Here is a 23,315-nt window from a genome sequence, read left to right on the forward strand (position 1 = left end):
TGTATTGATATGGGTACGTTGAAAGGTTCTGCTGAGGAGTCGTCCGCTTTATCTGATCTACTTGCAGATATGGTTAATCATTATCAACATCCTGCAGCAACCGGTGCTGCCGATACTTCTGCTTCCGGTACAGCTGCCAATACATCCACAGTGACAACAGAACAACCGGTTTTGCAGTCTAATGCTGTTGCAAAAGAGGTTACGGTAACGACAGCAAACCAAATATCAGCGCCGAATACAACAGCCACAACAGCAACTGCCGGAAATATGACAAAATCTGCTGTTACAGCAGTATCACAAACTGAAAAAGCTGTATCTGTACCGGTTGCAGAACGTATTCCTGCAAAGACTTCCGTTACTTCTGAAATCAATACAATGACAAAACCTACAAGCACAATGACAGATTCACATACACCCGATATCAGTGCAGCAGCTTCTGCCAGTACTCATGCTTCCCTTACTCTGGAACGGGAAACTATCCATCTTCATCCGGTACTGGAAAAAATGGCTGTGGAAGCTGTGCGTTTAAATGCTGCTGATATCTTTATCAGTCCCGGATTCCCGCCATCATGGAAAATTGATGGTAAGATCACACCGGCGCCTACTAAGCCTTTAACTGCTGATGAAACTGCCAAAATTGCTATGTCAACCATGACCATGGCGCAACGTCAGCGGTTTATCCAAGAACTGGATCTGAACTATTCCATTATTGCTAAAAATGGCGTGCGCTTCAGGGTAAATGCCTATCATGAACAAGGTCGGGTAGGCATGGTACTGCGCCGGATTACCACCGATATTCCAACTACTGAAAGCCTTTTTCTCCCACCGGTGCTAGACGAGCTGGTAATGAAAAAACGCGGGCTGATTATTCTTGCCGGTCCTACCGGTAGCGGTAAATCCACTACTATGGCTGCTATGCTGGATTATCGCAATGCTAATTCTGCCGGCCATATTCTGACTATTGAAGATCCGATTGAATATGTTCATAAACCTAAGAAAAGCATTATTACTCATCGCGAGGTAGGCGTAGATACGCTGAGCTGGGATAATGCTATGCAAAGTGCACTGCGTGAGGCTCCTGATGTAGTCTGTGTGGGGGAGGTGCGCAGTGATGAAAGCATGGAGTATGCATTAAAGCTGGCTCAAACTGGCCACTTATGCTTTTTTACTCTGCATGCCAGCAGTGCAAATCAGGCTATTGAACGTATTCTGAACTTTTATCCGGAAGAGCAGCATAAACAAGTATTGATGGATTTGGCACTGAATCTGGTATGTATTATTGGTCAGCGCCTGGCTTCGAAAAAAGATGGTAAAGGCCGTCGTGCTGTGGTTGACTTGCTTATTAATACTGCTACTGTTCAGGACTATATCTACAAAGGTGAATTAATGCAGATAAAAGAACTGATGGCTAAAGCAGGTAATGATGGCATGCAAACTTTCGATCAATGTCTGTTCCAGTTATATGCTGATGGTATTATTGATTTTGACGAAGCCTTACGTCAGTCTGATTCACCCAATGACTTACGTTTACGTATTAATCTGTATGAACAGGGTGAAAAGGGTGCGGCAATCTTTGATACTGGGGCAGATTTGAATCTGATTTAAACTGATTAAATTTATTAATCAGCTATGATTTCGAATATTCAGGCAAAGCTATATGCTTTGCCTGTTATATTATCGGCTTGATCTATCAGCTTGTAATTTTAACTGTATTTACTACGGAATAATCAATCACCATGAAAGCCATGATTCTTGCTGCCGGACGCGGTGAGCGTATGCGTCCACTGACAGATACTTGTCCGAAACCATTGCTGAATGTTGGTGGTATACCTTTAATTGCCCATCATTTACGGCGGTTAAAGGCAGCCGGATTTACTGATATTGTTATTAATCATGCCTGGCTTGGACAGCAAATCGAAGATACTCTAGGTTCAGGGCGTACTTATGGCGTGAATATCCGTTATTCTGCGGAAGCTGAGGGTGGGTTGGAAACAGCCGGAGGGATTGCCACGGCCTTACCTTTATTGGGGCATGCCCCTTTTCTGGTCATAAACGGAGATGTTTTAACTGATATTGATTTTGCACAGGCGTTAAAGATTAGTAAAAAGTTACAGCAAACAGGTAAGCTGGCACATCTATGGCTGGTTAATAATCCGGTACATCATCCGGAGGGTGATTTTAGTCTGACGGACCAAGGAGATGTTGTTGAACGGCAGCCAGAAAACCCGGCATTTACTTTCAGTGGTGTAGGTGTCTATCATCCTGCTCTTTTTAATGAGATACCAAGATATACCCGGGCTAAACTGGCACCTTTGTTGCGTACAGCTATGCAAACCGGGCTGGTGAGCGGAGAGTATTATGACGGCTATTGGCTGGATGTAGGTACAGTAGAGCGATTGAAACAAGCAAATCAATGGCTTGTTGAAAAAATATCATGAATCACTAACAGGTATGATTAATATACGGTAACATAATTTACTCAACTGGCAGAGCGAATATCCGTTTTATAAGATAGTGTTACAACCTGTCAGAATAAATTATTGTTTTTCAGTGATTAAGTAGTAAAGCATGCAAAAACAGCCGAAAGAGCAAACTCATATCCGAATTCTGGGCGTTGATCCTGGCAGCCGAGTTACCGGCTTTGGAGTGATTGATGTCATCGGTAGCCAGCATATTTATGTGGCTTCCGGTTGCATTAAAACGACTTCAGGTGCCCCATTAGCTGAACGTATCCGCATAATCGTTCAAAATTTACGTGAGGTGATTACAACCTATCAGCCAACGCAAACTGCTGTAGAACAGGTTTTTGTCAATGTTAATCCTGCTGCAACACTGGTACTGGGACAGGCTCGCGGAGCCGTATTGGCAGCATTAACCTTGGGAGAGCTGCCTGTATTTGAATATACTGCATTACAGGTCAAACAGGCTGTAGTAGGTAAGGGGAAAGCTGCTAAAGAGCAGGTACAGCATATGGTGGTGCAAATGCTGTCGCTGTCGGGTACGCCTCAGGCTGATGCTGCGGATGCTTTAGCGGTAGCATTAACTCATGCTTTACGAAATTATAGTCTGGCTTCAAGAATTCAACAGGGGCTAACCATTAAATCTGGTCGTTTTCGTTGAATTCTGTCTGCCAGACGATATTCTGCTATTCGTTAAAGTACCTATTTCTATGTGCAGAACAATACTATTAGTAACTTATAATTTTTGTTGATAAAATCTATAACGCTGTTGGTGGTAAATAGATAGTAAATTCGTTGATAGGCTGAAGTAAAACGCTGTAGGGATGCTGTTGTTCATCCTGATTAACTAAATTCATTCTACTTAACAGGCCAAATTGTGCTGACTCAAGTTTTGCCGGCTTTACGTCTAGTCGATCATGCCATACACGGTAAGTACCCAATTTGCTATTACGCCGATAGTAGAAGCCGGCCAGTGGATGAGTCAGATATACCAGTGCAGTTTCATTATCAGGAAATCCCTGAAAATGAAATTTTTGGTCTGGCTGCTGGCTTAATTGTACCTGTGCAGGTGCCCAGTCAGACTCTGTATGCATTTCATAGTGCTGGTAACATTTGGAAAGTGGGTCAAAGTGACAATTGAAACTTATTTTGCCCCGATGCCAGGGTAATTTCCATACATTCCGGGGTACCATAATCGTCCAGGAATCCAGAGTTGTGCCTAAAAACCAGACACAGCGTTCACCAGTAGTGGTATCTATAATATAAATTCTATAGTTGGTTTGCCCCATGGTAAAAACAGGGAACGGATAAACGGCTGAAGTGAAATCAACATCCATAAAAGGTACTACTGATAACAAGCCTTTTTGCTCACCATTAATTATGACACTATCCAGCTGAAAACGTGATGGAAATAATCCTGCAAATCTCTCTGCATCAATCGCGTAAGTAATAATAGCAAAATGTTTTAATTTACAGTCTACATCTATGCCTGATGGAGCCGGACGCGGATGCAGAAAATCTTTAAATTTAAGAGGCGTTAGCATATCAATACCTTTAATTCTTATCTGGAAATCTAATCAGTATCAGGAGTTATAAATTTTCCTAAATTTAGTATATATATTAAATTTACAAAAGTAAACATTAATTAATATAAATTATTAAATTTATTTTAAATATTTACATTATAAAAAATAATAATTTCATATCATAAATTAATTTTTTTATATATAAAGAATATTAGATAAAATTATATTTTTAAAAGCTAATTAATTAGCTTATGGTAAACGGGGAATTATCTATTTAATATGTTTGTCATAATTGTAAAATTATTTGATTTGAATATTATGTGAATAAATAATAATAAAAAACAAAATTTGTTTATTTTTAATAATTTTGTCATAATCAAATGTAATAAATATTAAAAATATAATATGGATACACAAGAACGCCTAGCCTGGATTGAATTGGCATTGACTCCGTTTGTAGGTGCTGAAACTTTTCTTCGCATAATTAAATATTTTGGTTCCGCGCAAAATGCTCTTAGTACATCGGCTGCTGAAATATCGCCTTTTTGTCAACGGCAAATCAGTAAGTATTGGCATAGTGATGTAGCAAAGCAGGCAACTGAAGCAGCTATAGAATGGGAGCAAGCGCATACTGATGCACGTTTATTACTACTGGCAGATAATGATTTTCCGGCAATGCTGACCAAGGGTTTAACACCGCCTCCATTATTGTTTGTTCGTGGTGATAGCCAGTGTTTGCATCAACCTGCTTTATCAATTGTTGGCAGTCGGCATGCTACACCACAAGCCATGCGCATTACACATGATTTTGCAGCCGCACTGGCACGGAAAGGTGTAACAATTATTTCAGGCATGGCTAGTGGGGCAGATACAGCAGCACATCAGGGTGCTTTGCAGGCAATGGGTACAACAGTGGCAGTTTGGGGTACAGGTATTGACAGAGTATATCCGGCACGTAACAAAAATTTAGCCACACAAATTGCTGCTCATGGCTGTATTATTTCTGAATTTCCTTTAGGTACTCGTCCTTCTCCAGGAAATTTTCCGCGACGTAACCGCTTGATTGCTGCACTTAGTCAGGGTACGCTGGTAGTTGAAGCCGCAACTGAATCGGGCTCATTGATTACTGCAAGACTGGCCGGAGAAATGGGGCGGGAAGTTATGGCGATACCGGGTTCTATTGATAACCCTTTAAGTAAAGGCTGCCACGCATTAATCAAACAGGGTGCCAAATTAGTAGAAAATCTGGAAGATATTTTGCAGGAATGTCCACGCCTCTTGCAAAAAAAAGATTTGCAATCATATAGCAATCGTCCTCATCTGCAAACTGATGATATAAGTAAATCATCTACAAATACTGATAGTTCAGAAGATTCATTATCAGTTCATTCACCAGATTGTATACTTAACCCGATGGAGCAGCAGGTGCTGGACGGACTGGGTTACGGCATAATGCATCCGGATATGTTAGTTACAGCACTTGGCATGGCTGCTACAGATGTGTATGCTCATCTCGTGACATTGGAGCTTGGTGGCTGGATTACCACTCTGCCAGGCGGCTGTTATCAACGCATTAAATCTTGAGAGGAAAGCAAATGATTGATGTAATAGCGTTTTTGATTGAGCACTTTCAAGACGTTGATGCATTTCCACCGCGTAAAGACTTAGGCGTATTGTTGGAAGAAGTCGGTTTTAATGATGAAGAAATCGGCGACGCTTTATCCTGTCTGGACGATTTGCGTTTTGAACCATTAATTCCGGCAGAAAAGTTACGCAATAGCACTGGATCACGCATTTATAATAATGAAGAGCTCGATGCGCTTCCGCTTGAAGTGCGTGGACTGGTACATTTTCTGGAGCAGAATGGTGCTCTTAATCCTGAGCAGCGTGAATTTGTACTCAATGCCCTGATGAACTTACCTTACGAAGATATTACGGTGGATCATGCTAAAGTATTAGCTTTACTGGTGTTATGGGCACACCGCTCAGAATTACCGGTGCTGATAGGTGATGAATTAATGGCTGCGCTCAATGGTGAAGCCGTCATGCAGTAAGTTACTGAAGCGATACAGTTGCATGAAAGCTTTCAGTCAGCGTGTCTGAAAGCTTTTTGCATTGTTCAAATGTATTTATTAGAATAATCCAGACTAACAACATATCACAAATATTTAAATTACGAATGTGAGCCTGAACTAATGGCAAAAAACCTGTTGATTGTTGAATCTCCATCTAAAGCGAAAACGCTGAAGAAATATTTAGGTAGCGATTTTGAAATTCTCGCTTCCTACGGTCACGTGCGTGATCTGGTTCCCAAAAGCGGTGCAGTGGATCCAGAAAATGACTTTGCTATGAAATACCAGTTAGTAAGTCGTAATGCCAAACATCTCGATGCAATTGTGGCTGCAGCTAAAGAGGCTGATGCATTGTATCTGGCTACCGACCCGGATAGGGAAGGTGAAGCCATCTCATGGCATTTGCAGGAAATACTGAAATCCAAACGCGGTCTGAAAAACCTGCAGCCAAAGCGGGTAGTGTTTCATGAAGTGACCAAAAAAGCTGTACTGGATGCAGTAGCTCATCCGCGTGAATTGTCACAAACGCTGGTAGATGCGCAGCAGACGAGACGGGCACTGGATTATCTGGTAGGTTTTAATCTGTCACCTTTATTGTGGAAAAAAATTCGTCGTGGTTTATCTGCTGGCAGAGTACAAAGCCCGGCATTACGCATGATTTGTGAACGAGAAGAGGAAATCCGCGAGTTTACTGCACAGGAATACTGGACTGTACACCTTGACAGCCATAAAGCACGTACTAAATTTACCGCTAAACTAACTCATTGGCAGGGACAGAAGCTGGAACAATTTGACATTCCTGATGAGGAACGTCAGCAAGGTATCGTTTCTGCTTTGGCCGGTCAACCAGCTCATGTATCTAACGTAGAAAAGAAAAAGCGCAGCCGTAATCCTGCTGCTCCATTTACTACCTCGACTATGCAGCAGGAAGCAGTACGTAAGCTGAGTATGACCACTGATCGTACCATGCGTACCGCACAGCAGTTATATGAAGGTGTGGATGTCGGACAAGGAGCTGTGGGTCTGATTACGTATATGCGTACCGATTCGGTTAGTCTCTCAGATGAAGCTGTAACAGAAATACGTCATTATATTGACAACAAAATCGGTAATGAATTTTTACCTTCATCGCCCAAAATATACAAAACCAAATCTAAAAATGCACAGGAAGCGCATGAGGCTATTCGTCCTACCTCAGTATATCGTACGCCAGAAGCAGTAAAACCATTTCTGACTGCCGACCAGTTTCGCCTGTATCAGATGATATGGCAGCGGGCAGTGGCCTGTCAGATGGCGCCTGCACGCTTTGATACTACCAGTGTTGATATTGTTGTGGGTAAAGGTATCTTCAGAGTAACCGGACAGGTACAAATTTTTGCCGGTTTCCTCAGTGTCTATGAAGAGGGTGTGGACGACAGCGAAGAAGATGAGAATGCCAAAAAATTGCCGGAACTACATGAGGGTGACAGTTTGCCGGTTGACAGGATTTTTGGCGAGCAGCATTTTACCCAGCCGCCACCACGTTATTCTGAAGCCAGTCTGGTCAAAGCACTGGAAGAGTATGGTATTGGTCGCCCATCAACCTATGCCAGTATTATTTCCACACTAAAAGAGCGGGAATATGTTACTCTGGAGCAGAAACGTTTTATGCCCACTGATACCGGTGAAGTGGTTAATAAATTTCTGACCGAACATTTCGGTCAGTATGTGGATTATAACTTTACTGCCAGACTGGAAAATCAGCTGGATGATATAGCCGGCGGTAAACGGGAATGGAAACCCGTAATGCAGCAGTTCTGGAAAGGCTTTGATAAAGAAATCAAAGCTAAGGAAGATATACCCCGCGCAGAATTAACTGCCGAAAATCTGGATGAAATCTGTCCTAAATGCGGTACCCACCAATTACAAATTAAATTTGGTAAGCGCGGGCGTTTTATTGCATGCAGCGGTTATCCGGAATGTGACTACACCCGCAATGTTAATGAAACAGCCGAGGAAGCAGCAAAGGCAGCGGAAGAACCGACAGTTGTAGAAGGGCGGGTTTGTCCGAAGTGTGAAGGACAACTGGTATATAAACGCGGACGTTACGGCAAATTTATCGGTTGTTCCAATTATCCTAAATGTAAATATATTGAACCGCTTGAAAAGCCAAAAGACACTGGTATTGAGTGCCCTAAATGTCATAAAGGCAGTCTGATTGAGCGTAAAAGTCGTTATGGTAAATTATTTTACAGTTGTAATACTTATCCGGACTGTGATTATGCTGTCTGGAATCCGCCGGTTAAAGAAAGCTGTCCGCAGTGTGGCTGGCCAATAATGACCATCAAAACAACTAAGCGGCGTGGAACTGAAAAAGTGTGTCCGCAAAAAGAGTGCGGTTATACCGAGCAGATTGAACCACCTGCACCAAAAGAATAAATCAGGCTGCTTTAAAAAATTAGATGTATCAAGACTTTCAGAATGCCTGAAAGTCTTTTTTTATCGGAGTGAGTATACGTGGCAAAAGTACAGTATCAGCATCGCAATCAGGTACGCATTATTGGCGGTACTCATCGCGGACGTAAATTAACATTTCCGGCAGCCGAAGGACTGCGTCCGACTGCAGATAGCGTGCGTGAACGATTGTTTAACTGGCTGGGACAGGATTTAACCGGGATGGCAGTTCTGGACCTTTTTGCCGGTAGTGGGGTAATGGGGCTGGAGGCTGCCTCACGAAATGCTGCCAAAGTTACTATGATAGAAAAAAATCGTCAGGTTGCGGCAGCAATAAAAAGTAATGTGCAGCAATTGAATTTTGGGCAGATAGAGCTTATCTGTACAGAAGCACACAGTTTTCTCATAAATAATCACCAGCAATTTAACATAGTATTTCTCGATCCGCCGTATGTCTGGCAGCAATGGCATGAACTGCTGGAGGTTGTTTCATTACATTTGCTTCCGAATGCGCGCGTATACATGGAAAGTAACACATTACCTGTACTTCCAGCTGGCTGGGAGGTACTTAAACAAGGAAAGTCAGGTATAAGTCGTTTTGAATTATTAACTTATCATAAAATTGATACTGAGTAGGGAGAAAGACCGGATTGCAGGAGAGAAAACAAAATAGTGCTATAATCCGCGCCCAACGGTTTAGAGTTAAATTTAACGATAAAGGAAAAACATGTCACTCTTGATAACAGATGAGTGCATTAACTGCGATGTATGTGAGCCTGAGTGCCCGAACAACGCTATTTATCAGGGTGATGAGATTTATGAAATCACTCCTGAGCGCTGTACACAGTGTATCGGCCATTATGATGAGCCGCAATGCCAGCAGGTTTGCCCGGTAGACTGTATCATTATTGATGAAGAACATCCGGAAAGCGAAGAAGAGCTGGAAGCAAAATATCAGCAGCTAATGGCGGAAAAAGAGTAAATTTTTCCAGGCATGAAATGTATTTGAAACAGTTGATTACTATTTTAAGCAAAAAAAAATGCTGAATAGACTTGACGAAGTGGCAAATGAACATTATCATGCCGTTCTCTTTTGGAGGGATTCCCGAGCGGCCAAAGGGGGCAGACTGTAAATCTGTTGCGAAAGCTTCGAAGGTTCGAATCCTTCTCCCTCCACCAAAATTCCAGTCTTACTTGTAATTTTTTTAAGTGAGTATGCGGGTGTAGCTCAATGGTAGAGCAGAAGCCTTCCAAGCTTACGGTGAGGGTTCGATTCCCTTCACCCGCTCCAGATAAGTAAATACCTACCGTACGCCCATGTAGCTCAGGGGTAGAGCACTCCCTTGGTAAGGGAGAGGCCGACAGTTCAATTCTGTCCATGGGCACCATTAGAATTGATAAACCTAATCATCTTTAGATAGGAAGTAGCCATGGCTAAAGAAAAATTCGAGCGGAGCAAACCGCACGTAAACGTTGGCACCATTGGTCACGTTGACCATGGTAAAACCACTTTGACTGCTGCAATGTGTACCATTCTGTCCCAGAAATTTGGTGGTGCAGCCAAAGCTTATGATCAGATTGACAATGCCCCGGAAGAAAAAGCCCGTGGTATTACCATTAATACATCACACGTAGAATACGAAACCGCAGAACGTCACTATGCACACGTTGACTGCCCGGGACACGCTGACTACGTGAAAAACATGATTACCGGTGCAGCCCAGATGGATGGCGCGATTCTGGTGGTTTCTGCAGCTGACGGTCCGATGCCACAAACCCGTGAGCACATCCTGTTAGCCCGTCAGGTAGGTGTACCTTACATTATCGTTTACATGAACAAATGTGACATGGTTGACGATGAAGAATTGCTGGAACTGGTAGAAATGGAAATTCGTGACCTGTTGTCAAGCTACGAATTCCCGGGTGATGATGTTCCTTTGATTAAAGGTTCAGCTCTGAAAGCACTGGAAGGTGACCAGTCAGACATTGGTGAAGCTTCAATTATGGCTTTGGCAGATGCACTGGACAGCTACATTCCTACACCGGAACGTGCGGTAGACAAACCATTCCTGTTGCCGATTGAAGACGTATTCTCAATTTCAGGTCGTGGTACCGTGGTTACCGGTCGTGTAGAACGCGGTGTAATCAATGTAGGTGACGAAATTGAAATCGTTGGTTTGAAAGATACCCAGAAAACCACATGTACTGGCGTTGAAATGTTCCGCAAATTGCTGGATCAGGGTCAGGCAGGTGATAACGTAGGTGTATTGCTGCGTGGTACCAAACGTGAAGAAGTAGAACGTGGTCAGGTACTGGCAAAACCGGGCAGCATCACTCCGCACACCAAATTCAAAGCAGAAGTATACGTACTGAGCAAAGAAGAAGGTGGTCGTCATACACCGTTCTTTGCGAACTACCGTCCGCAGTTCTATTTCCGTACAACAGACGTAACTGGCGCAGTAAGTCTGGCAGAAGGAGTGGAAATGGTAATGCCGGGAGAGAATGTAACGATAGACGTAGAACTGATTCATCCGATTGCGATGGAAGAAGGCTTACGCTTTGCGATTCGTGAAGGTGGCCGAACAGTTGGTGCCGGTGTGGTTGCTAAAGTTATCGCTTAAAGTTTTGTAGGCCAGTAGCTCAATTGGTAGAGTATCGGTCTCCAAAACCGAGGGTTGGGGGTTCGAGACCCTCCTGGCCTGCCAAAAAATCAGACTAATCGGCCAATGGTCGGTTAGTCTTTTTTGTATTAATTAAAAGGTGGTTATATGGACAACAAAACATCGAAAGATGTAGGAGCCAAAACCAAAGCACAATTAAAAGCTGAAGCTAAGCAACAGCAGGAGTTGGAAGTCAAACGTAATAAATGGTTTGATTTATTGAAATATCTTCTCTCCGCTATATTGGTTACCGCTGGTATTCAGGCATTCTATGCTCTTGATGCGCAATTGCCACTTTATATCCGTTATTTATTTCCATTGGTAGGTGTAGTAGCAGCCATTGTAATTGTATTTTTTTGGAGTACGGGTGGACGCAAACTTACTGCTTATGTGCGCGACTGTGTATCGGAAGCCAGAAAAGTAGTTTGGCCAGAGCGTAATGAGGCATTACGCATGACCCTGTTTGTGCTGATATTTGTTGCTATCTTGTCGTTATTTATTTGGGGTGTTGACAGCCTGATTTCATGGTTGTTATTTGACATCTTTATGAGGAGAAGCTGATCATGGCAAAACAGTGGTATGTTGTACACGCTTATTCCGGTTTTGAAAAAAATGTACAAAAAACCTTAAAAGAGCGCATTGAGCGTGAAGGAATGGGTGAATATTTTGGTCAGATACTGGTGCCGGTTGAAGAAGTTGTGGATATAAAAAACGGGCGTCGCAGTATTACTGAACGTAAATTTTTTCCTGGTTATGTTCTGGTAGAAATGGATATGACCGATGCTTCGTGGCACTTGGTTAAAAATACACCACGTGTGACGGGCTTTATTGGCGGAACAGCCAATAAACCATTGCCTATTTCAGCTCGTGAAGTGGATGCTATCTTGCATCAGGTGCAAAGTGGGGTAGAAAAACCAAAACCAAAAGTCCTCTTTGATGTTGGTCAGCAAGTGCGGGTAAATGAAGGTCCGTTTAAAGACTTTAATGGTGTTGTAGAAGAAGTCAATTACGAACGCAATAAACTGCGTGTTGCTGTGCAGATATTTGGACGTGAAACACCGGTTGAGCTGGAATTTTCTCAGGTAGAGAAAATTTAACTGCAATAATACAACATAAACTAACCTGTGCTTGTAAGGAAAAGGTTTTTTCTTTATAATCACGGGTCTTGCTTTTGGGGAGCAGCATTTGCTGCGTCATACCCGTTTATTTGGAGTTTAAATCAAGTGGCAAAAAAAATTGTAGGCTATATCAAACTGCAGATTCCTGCAGGTAAAGCCAATCCGTCTCCTCCGGTTGGTCCGGCACTGGGTCAGCGTGGTCTGAATATTATGGAATTCTGTAAAGCCTTTAATGCGGCTACGCAGAATGTTGAACCGGGTCTGCCGGTTCCGGTGGTGATTACTGCGTTTGCAGATAAATCATTTACCTTTGTAATGAAAACGCCACCGGCTTCTATTTTGCTGAAAAAAGCAGCTGGTCTGCAAAAAGGTAGTTCAAATCCATTAACCCAGAAAGTGGGTAAAGTGACTCGTGCACAATTGGAAGAAATCGCCAAGACTAAAGAGCCTGATTTAACTGCTGCTGATCTGGATGCGGCGGTACGCACCATTGCCGGTAGTGCCCGTTCAATGGGTTTAGATGTGGAGGGTGTGTAAATGGCTAAGCTTTCAAAACGCATGCAGGCTATTCGTGCTGCTGTGGAAACCAATAAATTATATGCTATTGATGAAGCACTGAGTCTGGTTAAAGCTAATGCTACAGCCAAATTTGATGAATCTATCGATGTATCTTTCAATCTAGGCATTGATCCACGTAAATCTGATCAGATTGTTCGTGGTAGTGTAGTACTGCCTAAAGGTATCGGTAAAACTGTACGTGTAGCTGTATTTACTCAGGGTGCTAATGCCGAAGCTGCAAAAGCGGCTGGTGCTGATGTGGTTGGTTTCGATGATTTGGCTGCTGAAGTAAAAGCAGGTAATCTGGACTTTGATCGGGTAATTGCATCTCCTGATGCTATGCGTGTGGTAGGTCAGCTGGGTACTATTTTGGGTCCGCGTGGTTTGATGCCAAATCCGAAAGACAGTACTGTTACACCGAATGTTGCTGAAGCTGTTAAAAATGCGAAAACTGGCATACGGTATCGTACAAATAAAGATGGTATTGTACAAGCAACTATTGGTCGTGCTTCTTTTGATGTCGCTGATCTGCGTGAAAACTTTAACGCATTACTAGACGCCATTGTTAAAGCTAAACCTGCTGCAGCAAAAGGTCAGTATTTGCGCAAAATCGCCGTATCCAGCACGATGGGTACAGGTCTGCGTGTTGACAGTACTTCTGTAAATAATTAAGAAGTATCGTTAATTTTGGCAGTTTGGTCTCATATCAGACTGCCTTAAAAATTCATATAAATGTCTTACATTTATATGTTGGGCTACTTAGAAATAAGTAGATGTCCAAGACCGTAGGGAATTTGTGGTAGTAAAACAAATTTTAAAAATTAACCCTACGCAGACGGTAGTCCCGGATAATCTTGTGTAAGCTTTGCTTACGGATGTCTTTTTGGGTTGCCGCGCTGGGTGGAGTGGTATTCATATCGCTCTGATTAAAAACAGTGGGAGGTAGACCTTGAGTCTCAATATTGAAACCAAGCAAGCAGCCGTAGCCGAAATCGTAGCAGCCATTGCTAACGCTCAAACTATGGTTATTGCCGAGTATCGTGGTATCAGTGTTGCCAGTATGACCGAACTGCGTGCCAATGCTCGTAAAGCAGGTGTATACCTGCATGTGTTGAAAAACACATTAGCCCGTCGCGCTGTTGAAGGTACATCATTTGCCGCTCTGGCTGATCAGATGGTTGGTCCGTTGGTTTATGCGGTATCTGAAGATCCGGTTGCTGCTGCAAAAGTACTGCACCAGTTCTCGAAAAAAGATGAAAAAATTGTACTGAAAGCAGGTTCATATAATGGTGATCTGCTGGATGTTGCTCAGGTAGCAGAACTTGCTTCTATTCCGAGCCGCGACGAATTGCTCGCGAAATTGCTGGGTATTATGCAAGCTCCTGTTTCAGGTTTTGCCCGTGCACTTGCTGCTTTGGCTGAGAAAAAAGCCGGCGAAGAAGCTGCCTAAATTTCATCTGATTTATATTTAAATTTTTATTCTCAATTATTGGAGTTTAATAGCATGGCTATTACTAAAGAAGACATTCTGGAAGCAGTTGGTAACCTGACCGTTATGGAATTAAACGATCTGGTTAAAGCTTTTGAAGAAAAATTTGGTGTATCTGCAGCTGCTTTGGCTGTTAATAATGGTTCTAATAACGGTGCTACAGCTGCCGAAGAAAAATCTGAATTCGATGTAGTATTGACTTCTGCCGGTGCTCAGAAAGTTGGCGTGATTAAAGTTGTTCGTGCTATCACTGGTCTGGGTCTGAAAGAAGCTAAAGATCTGGTTGACGGTGCACCTAAAACTCTTAAAGAAGGTGTTTCTCAGGCTGAGGCTGACGACATTAAAAAACAACTGGAAGAAGCCGGCGCTTCTGTCGAAATCAAGTAATTTCAGTTGCGTTTTACAGGCTGGTAGCTTAGGCTACCAGCCTGCTTTCGCTTGTCTACCTCAAGTGATATTTTATAAATATTTACAAAAAAACCTTTAATTTACCTAATTTTACTCTTTTGATATCAACAGCTATCTGAGTATTTATAAAACCTTACTTGCCAAACCTCCCTACTGGAGACTGTACATGTCCTACTCTTTTACTGAAAAAAAACGTATCCGTAAAAGCTTTGCCAAACGTGCGAATGTATTAGAAGTGCCGTTTTTATTGGCTACGCAGTTGGATTCTTATACACAGTTTTTACAGATGGAAACACCCTATGACCAACGCGCTGATGTTGGTCTTCAGGCTGCTTTTCAGTCTATTTTTCCGATCATTAGTCATAACGGTTATGCCCGCCTTGAGTTCACCCATTATGTATTAGGTGAACCAGTGTTTGACATTCCGGAATGTCAGCTGCGTGGTATTACTTATGCAGCTCCGTTGCGGGCACGTATCCGGCTGGTGATTTTGGACAAAGAGTCATCCAAACCTAATGTAGTTAAAGAAGTTCGTGAAAATGAAGTTTATATGGGTGAAATTCCGTTGATGACACCCAGCGGTTCATTCATTATTAACGGTACAGAACGCGTCATTGTTTCACAGTTGCATCGTTCTCCGGGTGTATTCTTTGAACATGACAGAGGTAAATCACATTCATCTGGCAAATTATTATTTTCAGCACGGATTATTCCTTACCGCGGATCCTGGCTTGACTTTGAATTTGACCCGAAAGATTTGCTGTATTTTCGTATCGACCGTCGTCGTAAAATGCCAGTAACTATTTTACTGAAAGCACTTGGGTTTACACCGGAACAGATTCTGGACATGTTCTATGACCGTGAAAGTTACCACCTGTCTAAAGATGGTGTGCATACTGATTTGATTCCGGCACGTCTGAGAGGTGAAACTGCCAAGTTTGATCTGGTAGATAAAGACGGCAAAGTACTGGTACAAAAAGGCAAACGTATTAATGCCAAGAATATCCGTGACATTATTGCTGCAGATATTAAATGGCTGGAAGTTGAACCGGAAAGTCTGATTGGCAAGGTACTGGCTGCTGATGTGGTTGTACCAGATACCGGTGAAATACTGGCTAAATCCAATGATGAAATCACGGAAGAGTTGCTGGCACAGTTTGATATACAGGGAATCAAAGAAATTTCAACGCTGTATATTAATGATCTGGATCAGGGTGGTTATGTTTCAAATACTTTGCGTACTGATGAAACTGAAGGTCAGCAGGCTGCACGTATTGCAATTTATCGCATGATGCGCCCGGGTGAACCGCCAACCGAAGACGCTGTTGAGGCATTGTTTAATCGCCTGTTCTTTAGTGAAGACAGCTATGACTTGTCACGTGTCGGCCGGATGAAATTCAACACCCGTACCTATCAGCAAAAATTGCTGGAAGCACAGCAAGAGTCATGGTATGGCCGTCTGATGACACAAACTTTTGCCAATGCTGATAAAGAAGGCAATCATGTACTGACTATTCCGGATATAGTATCTGTAATTGCTACACTGGTTGAATTGCGCAACGGACATGGTGAAGTAGATGATATTGACCATTTGGGTAACCGTCGCGTACGTTCTGTGGGTGAGTTGGCTGAGAACCAGTTCCGTAGTGGTCTGTCACGTGTAGAACGTGCCGTTAAAGAACGCCTGAATCAGGCAGAATCAGAAAATCTGATGCCGCATGACCTGATTAATGCCAAACCGGTTTCTGCTGCAATCAAAGAGTTTTTCGGATCCAGTCAGTTGTCTCAGTTTATGGATCAGACTAATCCATTGTCTGAAGTCACCCATAAACGCCGTGTATCTGCATTGGGACCCGGTGGTCTGACCCGTGAGCGTGCCGGCTTTGAAGTGCGTGACGTACATCCGACTCATTACGGTCGTGTATGCCCGATTGAAACACCTGAAGGTCCGAATATTGGTTTGATTAATTCGCTGGCAGTTTATGCCCGTACCAATAAATACGGTTTTCTGGAAACACCTTATCGCCGAGTTGTCGACGGTAAAGTAACCAATGACATTGATTATTTGTCAGCTATTGAAGAAGGTCGTTTTGTTATTGCCCAGGCGAATGCCGATCTGGATAAAGACGGCCGGATTATCGGTGATTTAGTAACCTGCCGTGAAAAAGGTGAAACCATAATGGCAACACCGGATCGCGTACAGTATATGGACGTGGCTACCGGTCAGGTGGTTTCAGTAGCGGCTTCACTGATTCCGTTCCTTGAGCATGACGACGCCAACCGTGCTTTGATGGGTGCCAACATGCAGCGTCAGGCAGTACCTTGTCTGCGTGCTGAAAAACCATTGGTTGGTACTGGTATTGAACGCTCTGTGGCTATTGACAGTGCTACAGCTATTGCGGCCAGTCGCGGCGGTGTTGTGGAATATGTGGATGCAAACCGTGTCGTAGTACGTGTTAATGATGACGAGGCTACTGCTGGTGAAGTGGGTGTGGATATTTACAATCTGGTGAAATTTACCCGTTCTAACCAGTCAACCAATATTAATCAGCGTCCTGCCGTACAGAAGGGTGATGTTATCCAGCGCGGTGATGTTATTGCGGATGGTGCTTCTACTGATTTAGGTGAGCTGGCACTGGGTCAGAATATGACTATCGCCTTCATGCCATGGAATGGTTATAACTATGAAGACTCAATTCTGATTTCAGAACGTGTCGTTGCCGGTGATCGTTATACTTCAATTCATATTGAAGAATTGAATGTGGTATCCCGTGATACCAAGCTGGGCGCCGAGGAAATTACCCGTGATATTCCGAATTTGTCTGAGCGTATGCAAAATCGTCTGGATGAATCCGGTATCGTTTACATTGGTGCTGAAGTAGAAGCCGGTGATGTACTGGTAGGCAAGGTGACACCTAAAGGTGAAACTCAGCTTACACCAGAAGAAAAACTGTTGCGTGCTATTTTTGGTGAAAAAGCCAGTGATGTAAAAGATACTTCACTGCGTATGCCTACCGGAATGAGTGGTACTGTTATTGATGTTCAGGTATTTACCCGTGAAGGTATTGAACGCGATAAACGTGCTAAGGCGATTATCGATGCAGAACTGAAACGCTATCGTCAGAATCTGACTGATCAGTTGCGCATTTTCAATGATGATGCTTTTGACCGTACTGAACGCCTGATACTGGGACAAAAAGTCAATGGTGGACCATTGAAACTGGCTAAAGGTGCAGAAGTTACTAAAGAATATCTGGCTTCATTGCCGAGTCGTCATGACTGGTTTGATATTCGTCTGAGTGATGAAAGTATTGCGAAGCAGGTGGAACTGATTAAGGAAAGTTTGCAGGCCAAGCATGAAGAATCAGATGCTCTGTATGAAATCAAGAAGAAAAAACTGACACAAGGCGATGAATTACAGCCGGGTGTACAGAAAATGGTTAAGGTGTTTATTGCCATTAAACGTCGCCTGAAAGCCGGTGACAAAATGGCCGGCCGCCATGGTAATAAAGGTGTGGTATCCCGCATTCTGCCGGTTGAAGACATGCCTTACATGGCCGACGGACGCGCTGTGGATATCGTACTGAATCCGCTCGGTGTACCAAGCCGTATGAATATTGGTCAGATTCTGGAAGTACATCTGGGTTGGGCTGCCAAAGGTATTGGTGAGCGTATTGACCGTATGCTGACAGAAAAACGTGCTGCTGATGATATTCGTGCTTTCCTTGAAAAAGTGTACAACAGCAGTGGTAAGAAAGAGGATTTATCGCAGTTTAATGACGACGAAATCATCAATCTGGCTCAGCATTTGCGTAAAGGTATGACTGTAGCTACACCGGTATTTGATGGTGCGGAAGAATCCGAAATCAAAAATATGCTGGCACTGGCTTATCCAGAGGATGATCCGGAAATTCAGAAACTGGGCTTTAATGATACCCGTACGCAGATGACACTGTATGATGGTCATACCGGAGAAGCCTTTGACCGTAAGGTGACTGTAGGGGTAATGCATTATCTGAAACTGCACCATCTGGTTGATGAAAAAATGCATGCCCGTTCTACTGGTCCGTACAGTCTGGTCACTCAGCAGCCGCTGGGTGGTAAAGCTCAGTTCGGTGGTCAGCGTTTTGGTGAGATGGAGGTTTGGGCACTGGAAGCTTATGGTGCTGCCTATACTCTGCAGGAAATGTTGACTGTGAAATCAGATGACGTCACCGGTCGTACCAAAATGTATGAAAACATTGTTAAAGGCGAGTACAAGATTGATGCCGGCATGCCGGAATCATTCAATGTGTTACTGAAAGAGATTCGCTCTTTAGGCCTGGATATGGATTTGGAACGTTACTAACCGACACCGGTCGTATACAGTGTGTGAGGCATACTGTATACGGCATCGTCAGGAGCAAATATGAAAGCTTTATCAGACTTATTTAATCCGCTGCAAAATGCCAGTGCCGAAGAAGAATTTGACGCAATTAAAATCGGCATTGCTTCGCCGGATACCATTCGTTCTTGGTCGTACGGTGAAGTAAAAAAACCGGAAACGATTAATTACCGTACTTTTAAACCGGAACGTGACGGTTTGTTTTGTGCCAAGATTTTTGGCCCGATTAAAGATTATGAATGTTTGTGTGGTAAATACAAACGCCTGAAATTTCGCGGAGTAACCTGTGAAAAATGTGGTGTGGAAGTAACTTTGTCCAAAGTACGCCGCGAGCGCATGGGACATATCGAACTGGCTGCACCGGTTGCGCATATCTGGTTTTTGAAATCTTTACCATCCCGTCTGGGTATGGTATTAGATATGACTTTGCGTGACATTGAACGTATTCTGTATTTTGAAGCTTATGTGGTAACTGATCCGGGGCTGACTTCATTGCAGCCGCGTCAGCTGCTTAGTGAAGAAGAATACATTACCAAATATGAAGAGTCTGGCGGCGATTTTGAAGCCAAAATGGGGGCTGAAGGCATTCGAGATTTACTGCGAGCCATGGATATTGCCCATGAGGTTACTGTATTGCGTCAGGAACTGGATTCAACCAGTTCAGATACAAAAATTAAGAAAATTGCTAAACGACTGAAAGTTCTGGAAGCATTCCAGCGTTCCGGTATGAAACTGGAATGGATGATTATGGATGTGTTGCCAGTACTGCCACCGGATTTGCGTCCGCTGGTACCGCTGGATGGCGGCCGTTTTGCTACTTCTGATTTGAATGACCTGTATCGTCGCGTCATTAATCGTAACAACCGTTTGAAACGCCTGCTTGAACTACGTGCGCCGGATATCATCGTACGCAATGAAAAACGTATGTTACAGGAAGCGGTAGACTCATTACTGGATAATGGTCGTCGTGGTAAAGCCATGACTGGTGCTAATAAACGTCCGCTGAAATCACTGGCAGATATGATTAAAGGTAAGGGCGGTCGTTTCCGTCAGAATCTGCTGGGTAAACGTGTCGATTATTCTGGTCGTTCTGTGATTACAGTTGGTCCGTACCTGCGTCTGCATCAGTGCGGTTTGCCGAAGAAAATGGCTTTGGAACTGTTCAAACCATTTATTTTCCATAAACTTGAACAGTTAGATCCAACCGTAACTACCATCAAAAAAGCCAAAAAAATGGTGGAACAGGAAGAGCCGATTGTATGGGATATTCTTGAAGATGTTATTCGTGAACATCCGATTCTGCTCAACCGTGCACCAACCTTGCACCGTTTGGGTATTCAGGCATTTGAGCCGATTCTGATTGAAGGTAAGGCAATTCAGCTGCATCCGCTGGTATGTACTGCATTTAACGCCGACTTTGACGGTGACCAGATGGCTGTGCACGTACCACTGAGTCTGGAAGCACAGATGGAAGCACGTACCTTGATGCTGGCTTCGAATAATGTATTGTCACCAGCCAATGGTGAACCAATTATCGTACCGTCACAGGATATCGTATTGGGTCTGTATTATATGACCCGCGATAAAATTAATGGTAAGGGCGAAGGCAGCCTGTTTGCTGATGTAAAAGAAGTACACCGTGCCTACCAGACTCGTCAGGTAGAGCTGGGTACTAAAATTACTGTACGTTTGCGTGAATGGGTGAAAAATGGTCAGGACGAATTTGTACCGGTAGTTAACCGTTATGAAACTACTGTCGGCCGTGCTCTGCTGTCAGAGATTCTGCCAAAAGGTTTGTCTTTCGATCATATTAATAAAACGCTGAAGAAAAAAGAAATTTCTAAGCTGATTAATGCTTCATTCCGTCGCTGCGGATTGCGTGATACTGTCATTTTTGCTGACCACCTGATGTATACCGGTTATGCATTCTCAACTCGTGCCGGTATTTCAATCTGCGTTGACGATATGCTGGTGCCTGAAAGTAAACCACAATTGCTGGCAGAAGCTAATGCAGAAGTTAAAGAAATTGAAGACCAGTACCGTCAGGGTCTGGTAACCAATGGCGAACGTTACAATAAAGTAGTCGATATCTGGGGTCGTACCGGTGACAAGATTGCCAAAGCGATGATGGATAATCTGTCTACTCAGAAAGTAGTTGACCGCGAAGGTAATCTGGTTGATCAGGAGTCATTTAACTCAATTTACATGATGGCTGACTCCGGTGCCCGCGGTTCTGCCGCTCAGATTAAGCAGTTGTCAGGTATGCGTGGTTTGATGGCGAAACCGGATGGTTCCATTATTGAAACACCGATTACTTCTAACTTCCGCGAAGGTCTGACAGTATTACAGTACTTTATTTCTACTCACGGTGCCCGTAAAGGTCTGGCTGATACGGCATTGAAAACTGCTAACTCCGGTTATCTGACCCGTCGTCTTGTTGATGTGACACAAGACTTGGTGGTAGTAGAAGATGATTGTGGTACCAACGACGGCTTTGTGATGAAAGCAGTGGTACAGGGCGGTGATATCATTGAATCATTACGTGATCGCGTACTGGGACGTGTTACTGCTGAAGATGTTGTTGACCCGACCAGTGGTGAAACTTTAGTTGAAGCAGGTACGCTGCTGAACGAAAGTCTGGTTGATCTGATTGATAATTCAGGTGTCGATGAAGTTAAAGTACGTACTCCGATTACCTGTAAAACACGTCATGGATTGTGTGCCAAATGTTATGGCCGAGATCTGGCGCGCGGTAAACTGGTCAATGCCGGTGAATCTGTTGGTGTGATTGCTGCTCAATCTATTGGTGAGCCGGGTACTCAGCTGACTATGCGTACCTTCCACATTGGTGGTGCCGCTTCACGAGCTGCAGCCGCAAGTCAGGTAGAGGCTAAATCTGGTGGTACGGTTCGCTTCTCCAGCCAGATGCGTTATGTAGCCAATAACAAAGGTGAACTGGTCGTTATTGGTCGTTCATCCGAAATTGTGATTCATGACGATATTGGTCGTGAGCGTGAACGCCATAAAGTACCTTACGGTGCATTGTTGCAGGTAAAAGATGGTGGTGTGGTGAAAGCCGGTCAGACACTGGCTACGTGGGATCCGCATACCCGTCCGATGATTACCGAGTTTGCCGGTCGTGTCCGCTTTGAAAACATCGAAGAAGGCGTTACTGTAGCCAAACAGACCGATGATGTTACCGGTTTGTCTACACTGGTAGTTATTGATGGTAAACGTCGTTCCTCTACTCAGTCTAAACTGTTGCGTCCGACAGTAAAACTGCTGGATGACAAAGGCGAAGAAATTCGCATGGCAGGAAGTGAAACCGCTGTTTCCATGGCCTTCCCGGTTGGTGCGGTGATTACTGTACGAGAAGGACAGGAAGTAGGTAAAGGTGATGTACTGGCCCGTATTCCTCAGGCTTCATCCAAAACCCGCGATATTACCGGTGGTCTGCCGCGTGTAGCTGAATTGTTCGAAGCACGTACTCCGAAAGATGTGGGTATGCTGGCTGAAGTAACTGGTACTGTTTCTTTCGGTAAGGAAACCAAGGGTAAACAGCGTCTGATTATTACTGATGCAGACGGTGCTGCTTATGAAACCCTGATTTCCAAAGAAAAACAGGTGCTGGTACATGATGGTCAGGTGGTGAATCGCGGTGAAGTAATTGTAGATGGTGCAGTCGATCCGCATGATATTCTGCGTTTGCAGGGTATTGAGGCGCTAGCTCGTTATATCGTGCAGGAAGTACAGGAAGTGTATCGTCTACAAGGTGTGAAGATTTCCGATAAACATATCGAAGTGATCATTCGCCAGATGCTGCGCCGGGTAAATATTGCCGATGCCGGTGACAGTCACTTCATTACTGGTGAGCAGGTTGAACGCGGTGATGTAATGATTGCCAACGAGAAGTTGCTGGCGGAAGGTAAAGAACCGGTACGCTTTGACAATGTATTGCTGGGTATTACTAAAGCATCATTGTCTACCGATTCGTTTATTTCTGCTGCATCCTTCCAGGAAACTACCCGTGTGCTGACTGAAGCGGCTATTATGGGTAAACGTGACGATTTGCGCGGCCTGAAAGAAAACGTAATTGTTGGTCGTCTGATTCCGGCCGGTACCGGACTGACTTACCATCGCAGTCGCCGCCAGAAATGGCAGGAGCAGTTGGCTGCTGAGGCTGCAGAGAAAAGCGAATAAGCTTTAAT

General features: G+C 43.8%; 18 protein-coding genes and 4 tRNA genes. 21 read left to right on the forward strand and 1 reads right to left on the reverse strand.

Features of this window, described 5'->3' with window-relative positions; translation table 11 throughout:
* The first annotated feature begins 375 nt into the window (after positions 1-375).
* From SALWKB2_RS01230 to ruvC, 3 genes are all read left to right on the forward strand, one after another.
* Positions 376-1,605 carry a PilT/PilU family type 4a pilus ATPase gene (locus SALWKB2_RS01230; RefSeq protein WP_080690477.1) on the forward strand — a complete coding sequence of 410 codons (1,230 nt, stop codon included), beginning with the start codon at positions 376-378 and terminating at the stop codon, positions 1,603-1,605.
* A 131-nt stretch (positions 1,606-1,736) separates the two neighbouring features.
* Positions 1,737-2,438, forward strand: a complete 702-nt coding sequence (gene murU, locus SALWKB2_RS01235) for an N-acetylmuramate alpha-1-phosphate uridylyltransferase MurU (protein WP_025329883.1) — start codon at positions 1,737-1,739, stop codon at positions 2,436-2,438.
* Positions 2,439-2,568: 130 nt separating this feature from the next.
* A complete protein-coding gene (ruvC, locus tag SALWKB2_RS01240) occupies positions 2,569-3,120 on the forward strand; it encodes a crossover junction endodeoxyribonuclease RuvC (protein ID WP_025329884.1) in 552 nt (183 codons plus the stop codon).
* A 97-nt stretch (positions 3,121-3,217) separates the two neighbouring features.
* Here ruvC and SALWKB2_RS01245 read toward each other — a convergent pair whose 3' ends face one another.
* Positions 3,218-4,003, reverse strand: coding sequence for a DUF2071 domain-containing protein (locus SALWKB2_RS01245; RefSeq protein ID WP_025329885.1), 786 nt, complete (start codon positions 4,001-4,003; stop codon positions 3,218-3,220).
* A 387-nt stretch (positions 4,004-4,390) separates the two neighbouring features.
* On the opposite strand from SALWKB2_RS01245, the gene dprA reads away from it, so the two are divergent.
* From dprA to rpoC, 18 genes are all read left to right on the forward strand, one after another.
* Positions 4,391-5,569, forward strand: a complete 1,179-nt coding sequence (gene dprA / locus SALWKB2_RS01250) for a DNA-processing protein DprA (RefSeq protein WP_025329886.1) — start codon at positions 4,391-4,393, stop codon at positions 5,567-5,569.
* 11 nt (positions 5,570-5,580) lie between these two features.
* Positions 5,581-6,039 (forward strand): DUF494 family protein, encoded by a 459-nt coding sequence (locus SALWKB2_RS01255; RefSeq protein WP_025329887.1) that lies wholly within the window; start codon positions 5,581-5,583, stop codon positions 6,037-6,039.
* A gap of 141 nt (positions 6,040-6,180) precedes the next feature.
* Positions 6,181-8,475 (forward strand): type I DNA topoisomerase, encoded by a 2,295-nt coding sequence (gene topA, locus SALWKB2_RS01260; RefSeq protein WP_025329888.1) that lies wholly within the window; start codon positions 6,181-6,183, stop codon positions 8,473-8,475.
* Positions 8,476-8,553: 78 nt separating this feature from the next.
* Positions 8,554-9,126, forward strand: a complete 573-nt coding sequence (gene rsmD / locus SALWKB2_RS01265; protein ID WP_025329889.1) for a 16S rRNA (guanine(966)-N(2))-methyltransferase RsmD — start codon at positions 8,554-8,556, stop codon at positions 9,124-9,126.
* A 91-nt stretch (positions 9,127-9,217) separates the two neighbouring features.
* Entirely contained in the window at positions 9,218-9,472 is a 255-nt protein-coding gene (locus SALWKB2_RS01270; RefSeq protein ID WP_025329890.1) for a YfhL family 4Fe-4S dicluster ferredoxin, read from the forward strand.
* Between the two features lie 113 nt (positions 9,473-9,585).
* Positions 9,586-9,669 (forward strand) — tRNA-Tyr (locus tag SALWKB2_RS01275).
* A 38-nt stretch (positions 9,670-9,707) separates the two neighbouring features.
* A tRNA-Gly gene (locus tag SALWKB2_RS01280) sits at positions 9,708-9,781 on the forward strand.
* A 22-nt stretch (positions 9,782-9,803) separates the two neighbouring features.
* Positions 9,804-9,878: transfer RNA gene (locus tag SALWKB2_RS01285), tRNA-Thr, on the forward strand.
* 42 nt (positions 9,879-9,920) lie between these two features.
* Positions 9,921-11,111, forward strand: a complete 1,191-nt coding sequence (gene tuf / locus SALWKB2_RS01290) for an elongation factor Tu (protein ID WP_025329891.1) — start codon at positions 9,921-9,923, stop codon at positions 11,109-11,111.
* An 8-nt stretch (positions 11,112-11,119) separates the two neighbouring features.
* Positions 11,120-11,195 (forward strand) — tRNA-Trp (locus SALWKB2_RS01295).
* Between the two features lie 63 nt (positions 11,196-11,258).
* Positions 11,259-11,711 (forward strand): preprotein translocase subunit SecE, encoded by a 453-nt coding sequence (secE, locus tag SALWKB2_RS01300; protein WP_025329892.1) that lies wholly within the window; start codon positions 11,259-11,261, stop codon positions 11,709-11,711.
* A gap of 2 nt (positions 11,712-11,713) precedes the next feature.
* On the forward strand, positions 11,714-12,247 hold the full coding sequence (nusG, locus tag SALWKB2_RS01305; RefSeq protein WP_025329893.1) for a transcription termination/antitermination protein NusG: 534 nt from the start codon (positions 11,714-11,716) through the stop codon (positions 12,245-12,247).
* Positions 12,248-12,373: 126 nt separating this feature from the next.
* On the forward strand, positions 12,374-12,805 hold the full coding sequence (rplK, locus tag SALWKB2_RS01310; RefSeq protein WP_025329894.1) for a 50S ribosomal protein L11: 432 nt from the start codon (positions 12,374-12,376) through the stop codon (positions 12,803-12,805).
* Positions 12,806-13,498: a 50S ribosomal protein L1 gene (rplA, locus tag SALWKB2_RS01315; protein WP_025329895.1), complete on the forward strand. Its 693-nt coding sequence runs from the start codon at positions 12,806-12,808 to the stop codon at positions 13,496-13,498.
* A gap of 277 nt (positions 13,499-13,775) precedes the next feature.
* Entirely contained in the window at positions 13,776-14,276 is a 501-nt protein-coding gene (rplJ, locus tag SALWKB2_RS01320) for a 50S ribosomal protein L10 (RefSeq protein ID WP_025329896.1), read from the forward strand.
* 54 nt (positions 14,277-14,330) lie between these two features.
* A complete protein-coding gene (rplL, locus tag SALWKB2_RS01325) occupies positions 14,331-14,702 on the forward strand; it encodes a 50S ribosomal protein L7/L12 (RefSeq protein WP_025329897.1) in 372 nt (123 codons plus the stop codon).
* Positions 14,703-14,889: 187 nt separating this feature from the next.
* The gene (gene rpoB, locus SALWKB2_RS01330; RefSeq protein WP_025329898.1) at positions 14,890-19,071 is read left to right on the forward strand and encodes a DNA-directed RNA polymerase subunit beta; all 4,182 of its coding nucleotides are present in this window, start codon (positions 14,890-14,892) and stop codon (positions 19,069-19,071) included.
* Positions 19,072-19,131: 60 nt separating this feature from the next.
* Positions 19,132-23,307: a DNA-directed RNA polymerase subunit beta' gene (gene rpoC / locus SALWKB2_RS01335; protein WP_025329899.1), complete on the forward strand. Its 4,176-nt coding sequence runs from the start codon at positions 19,132-19,134 to the stop codon at positions 23,305-23,307.
* Positions 23,308-23,315 lie beyond the last annotated feature (8 nt).

Origin of the sequence: Snodgrassella alvi wkB2 (assembly GCF_000600005.1) — a bacterium.
Taxonomy (GTDB): domain Bacteria; phylum Pseudomonadota; class Gammaproteobacteria; order Burkholderiales; family Neisseriaceae; genus Snodgrassella; species Snodgrassella alvi.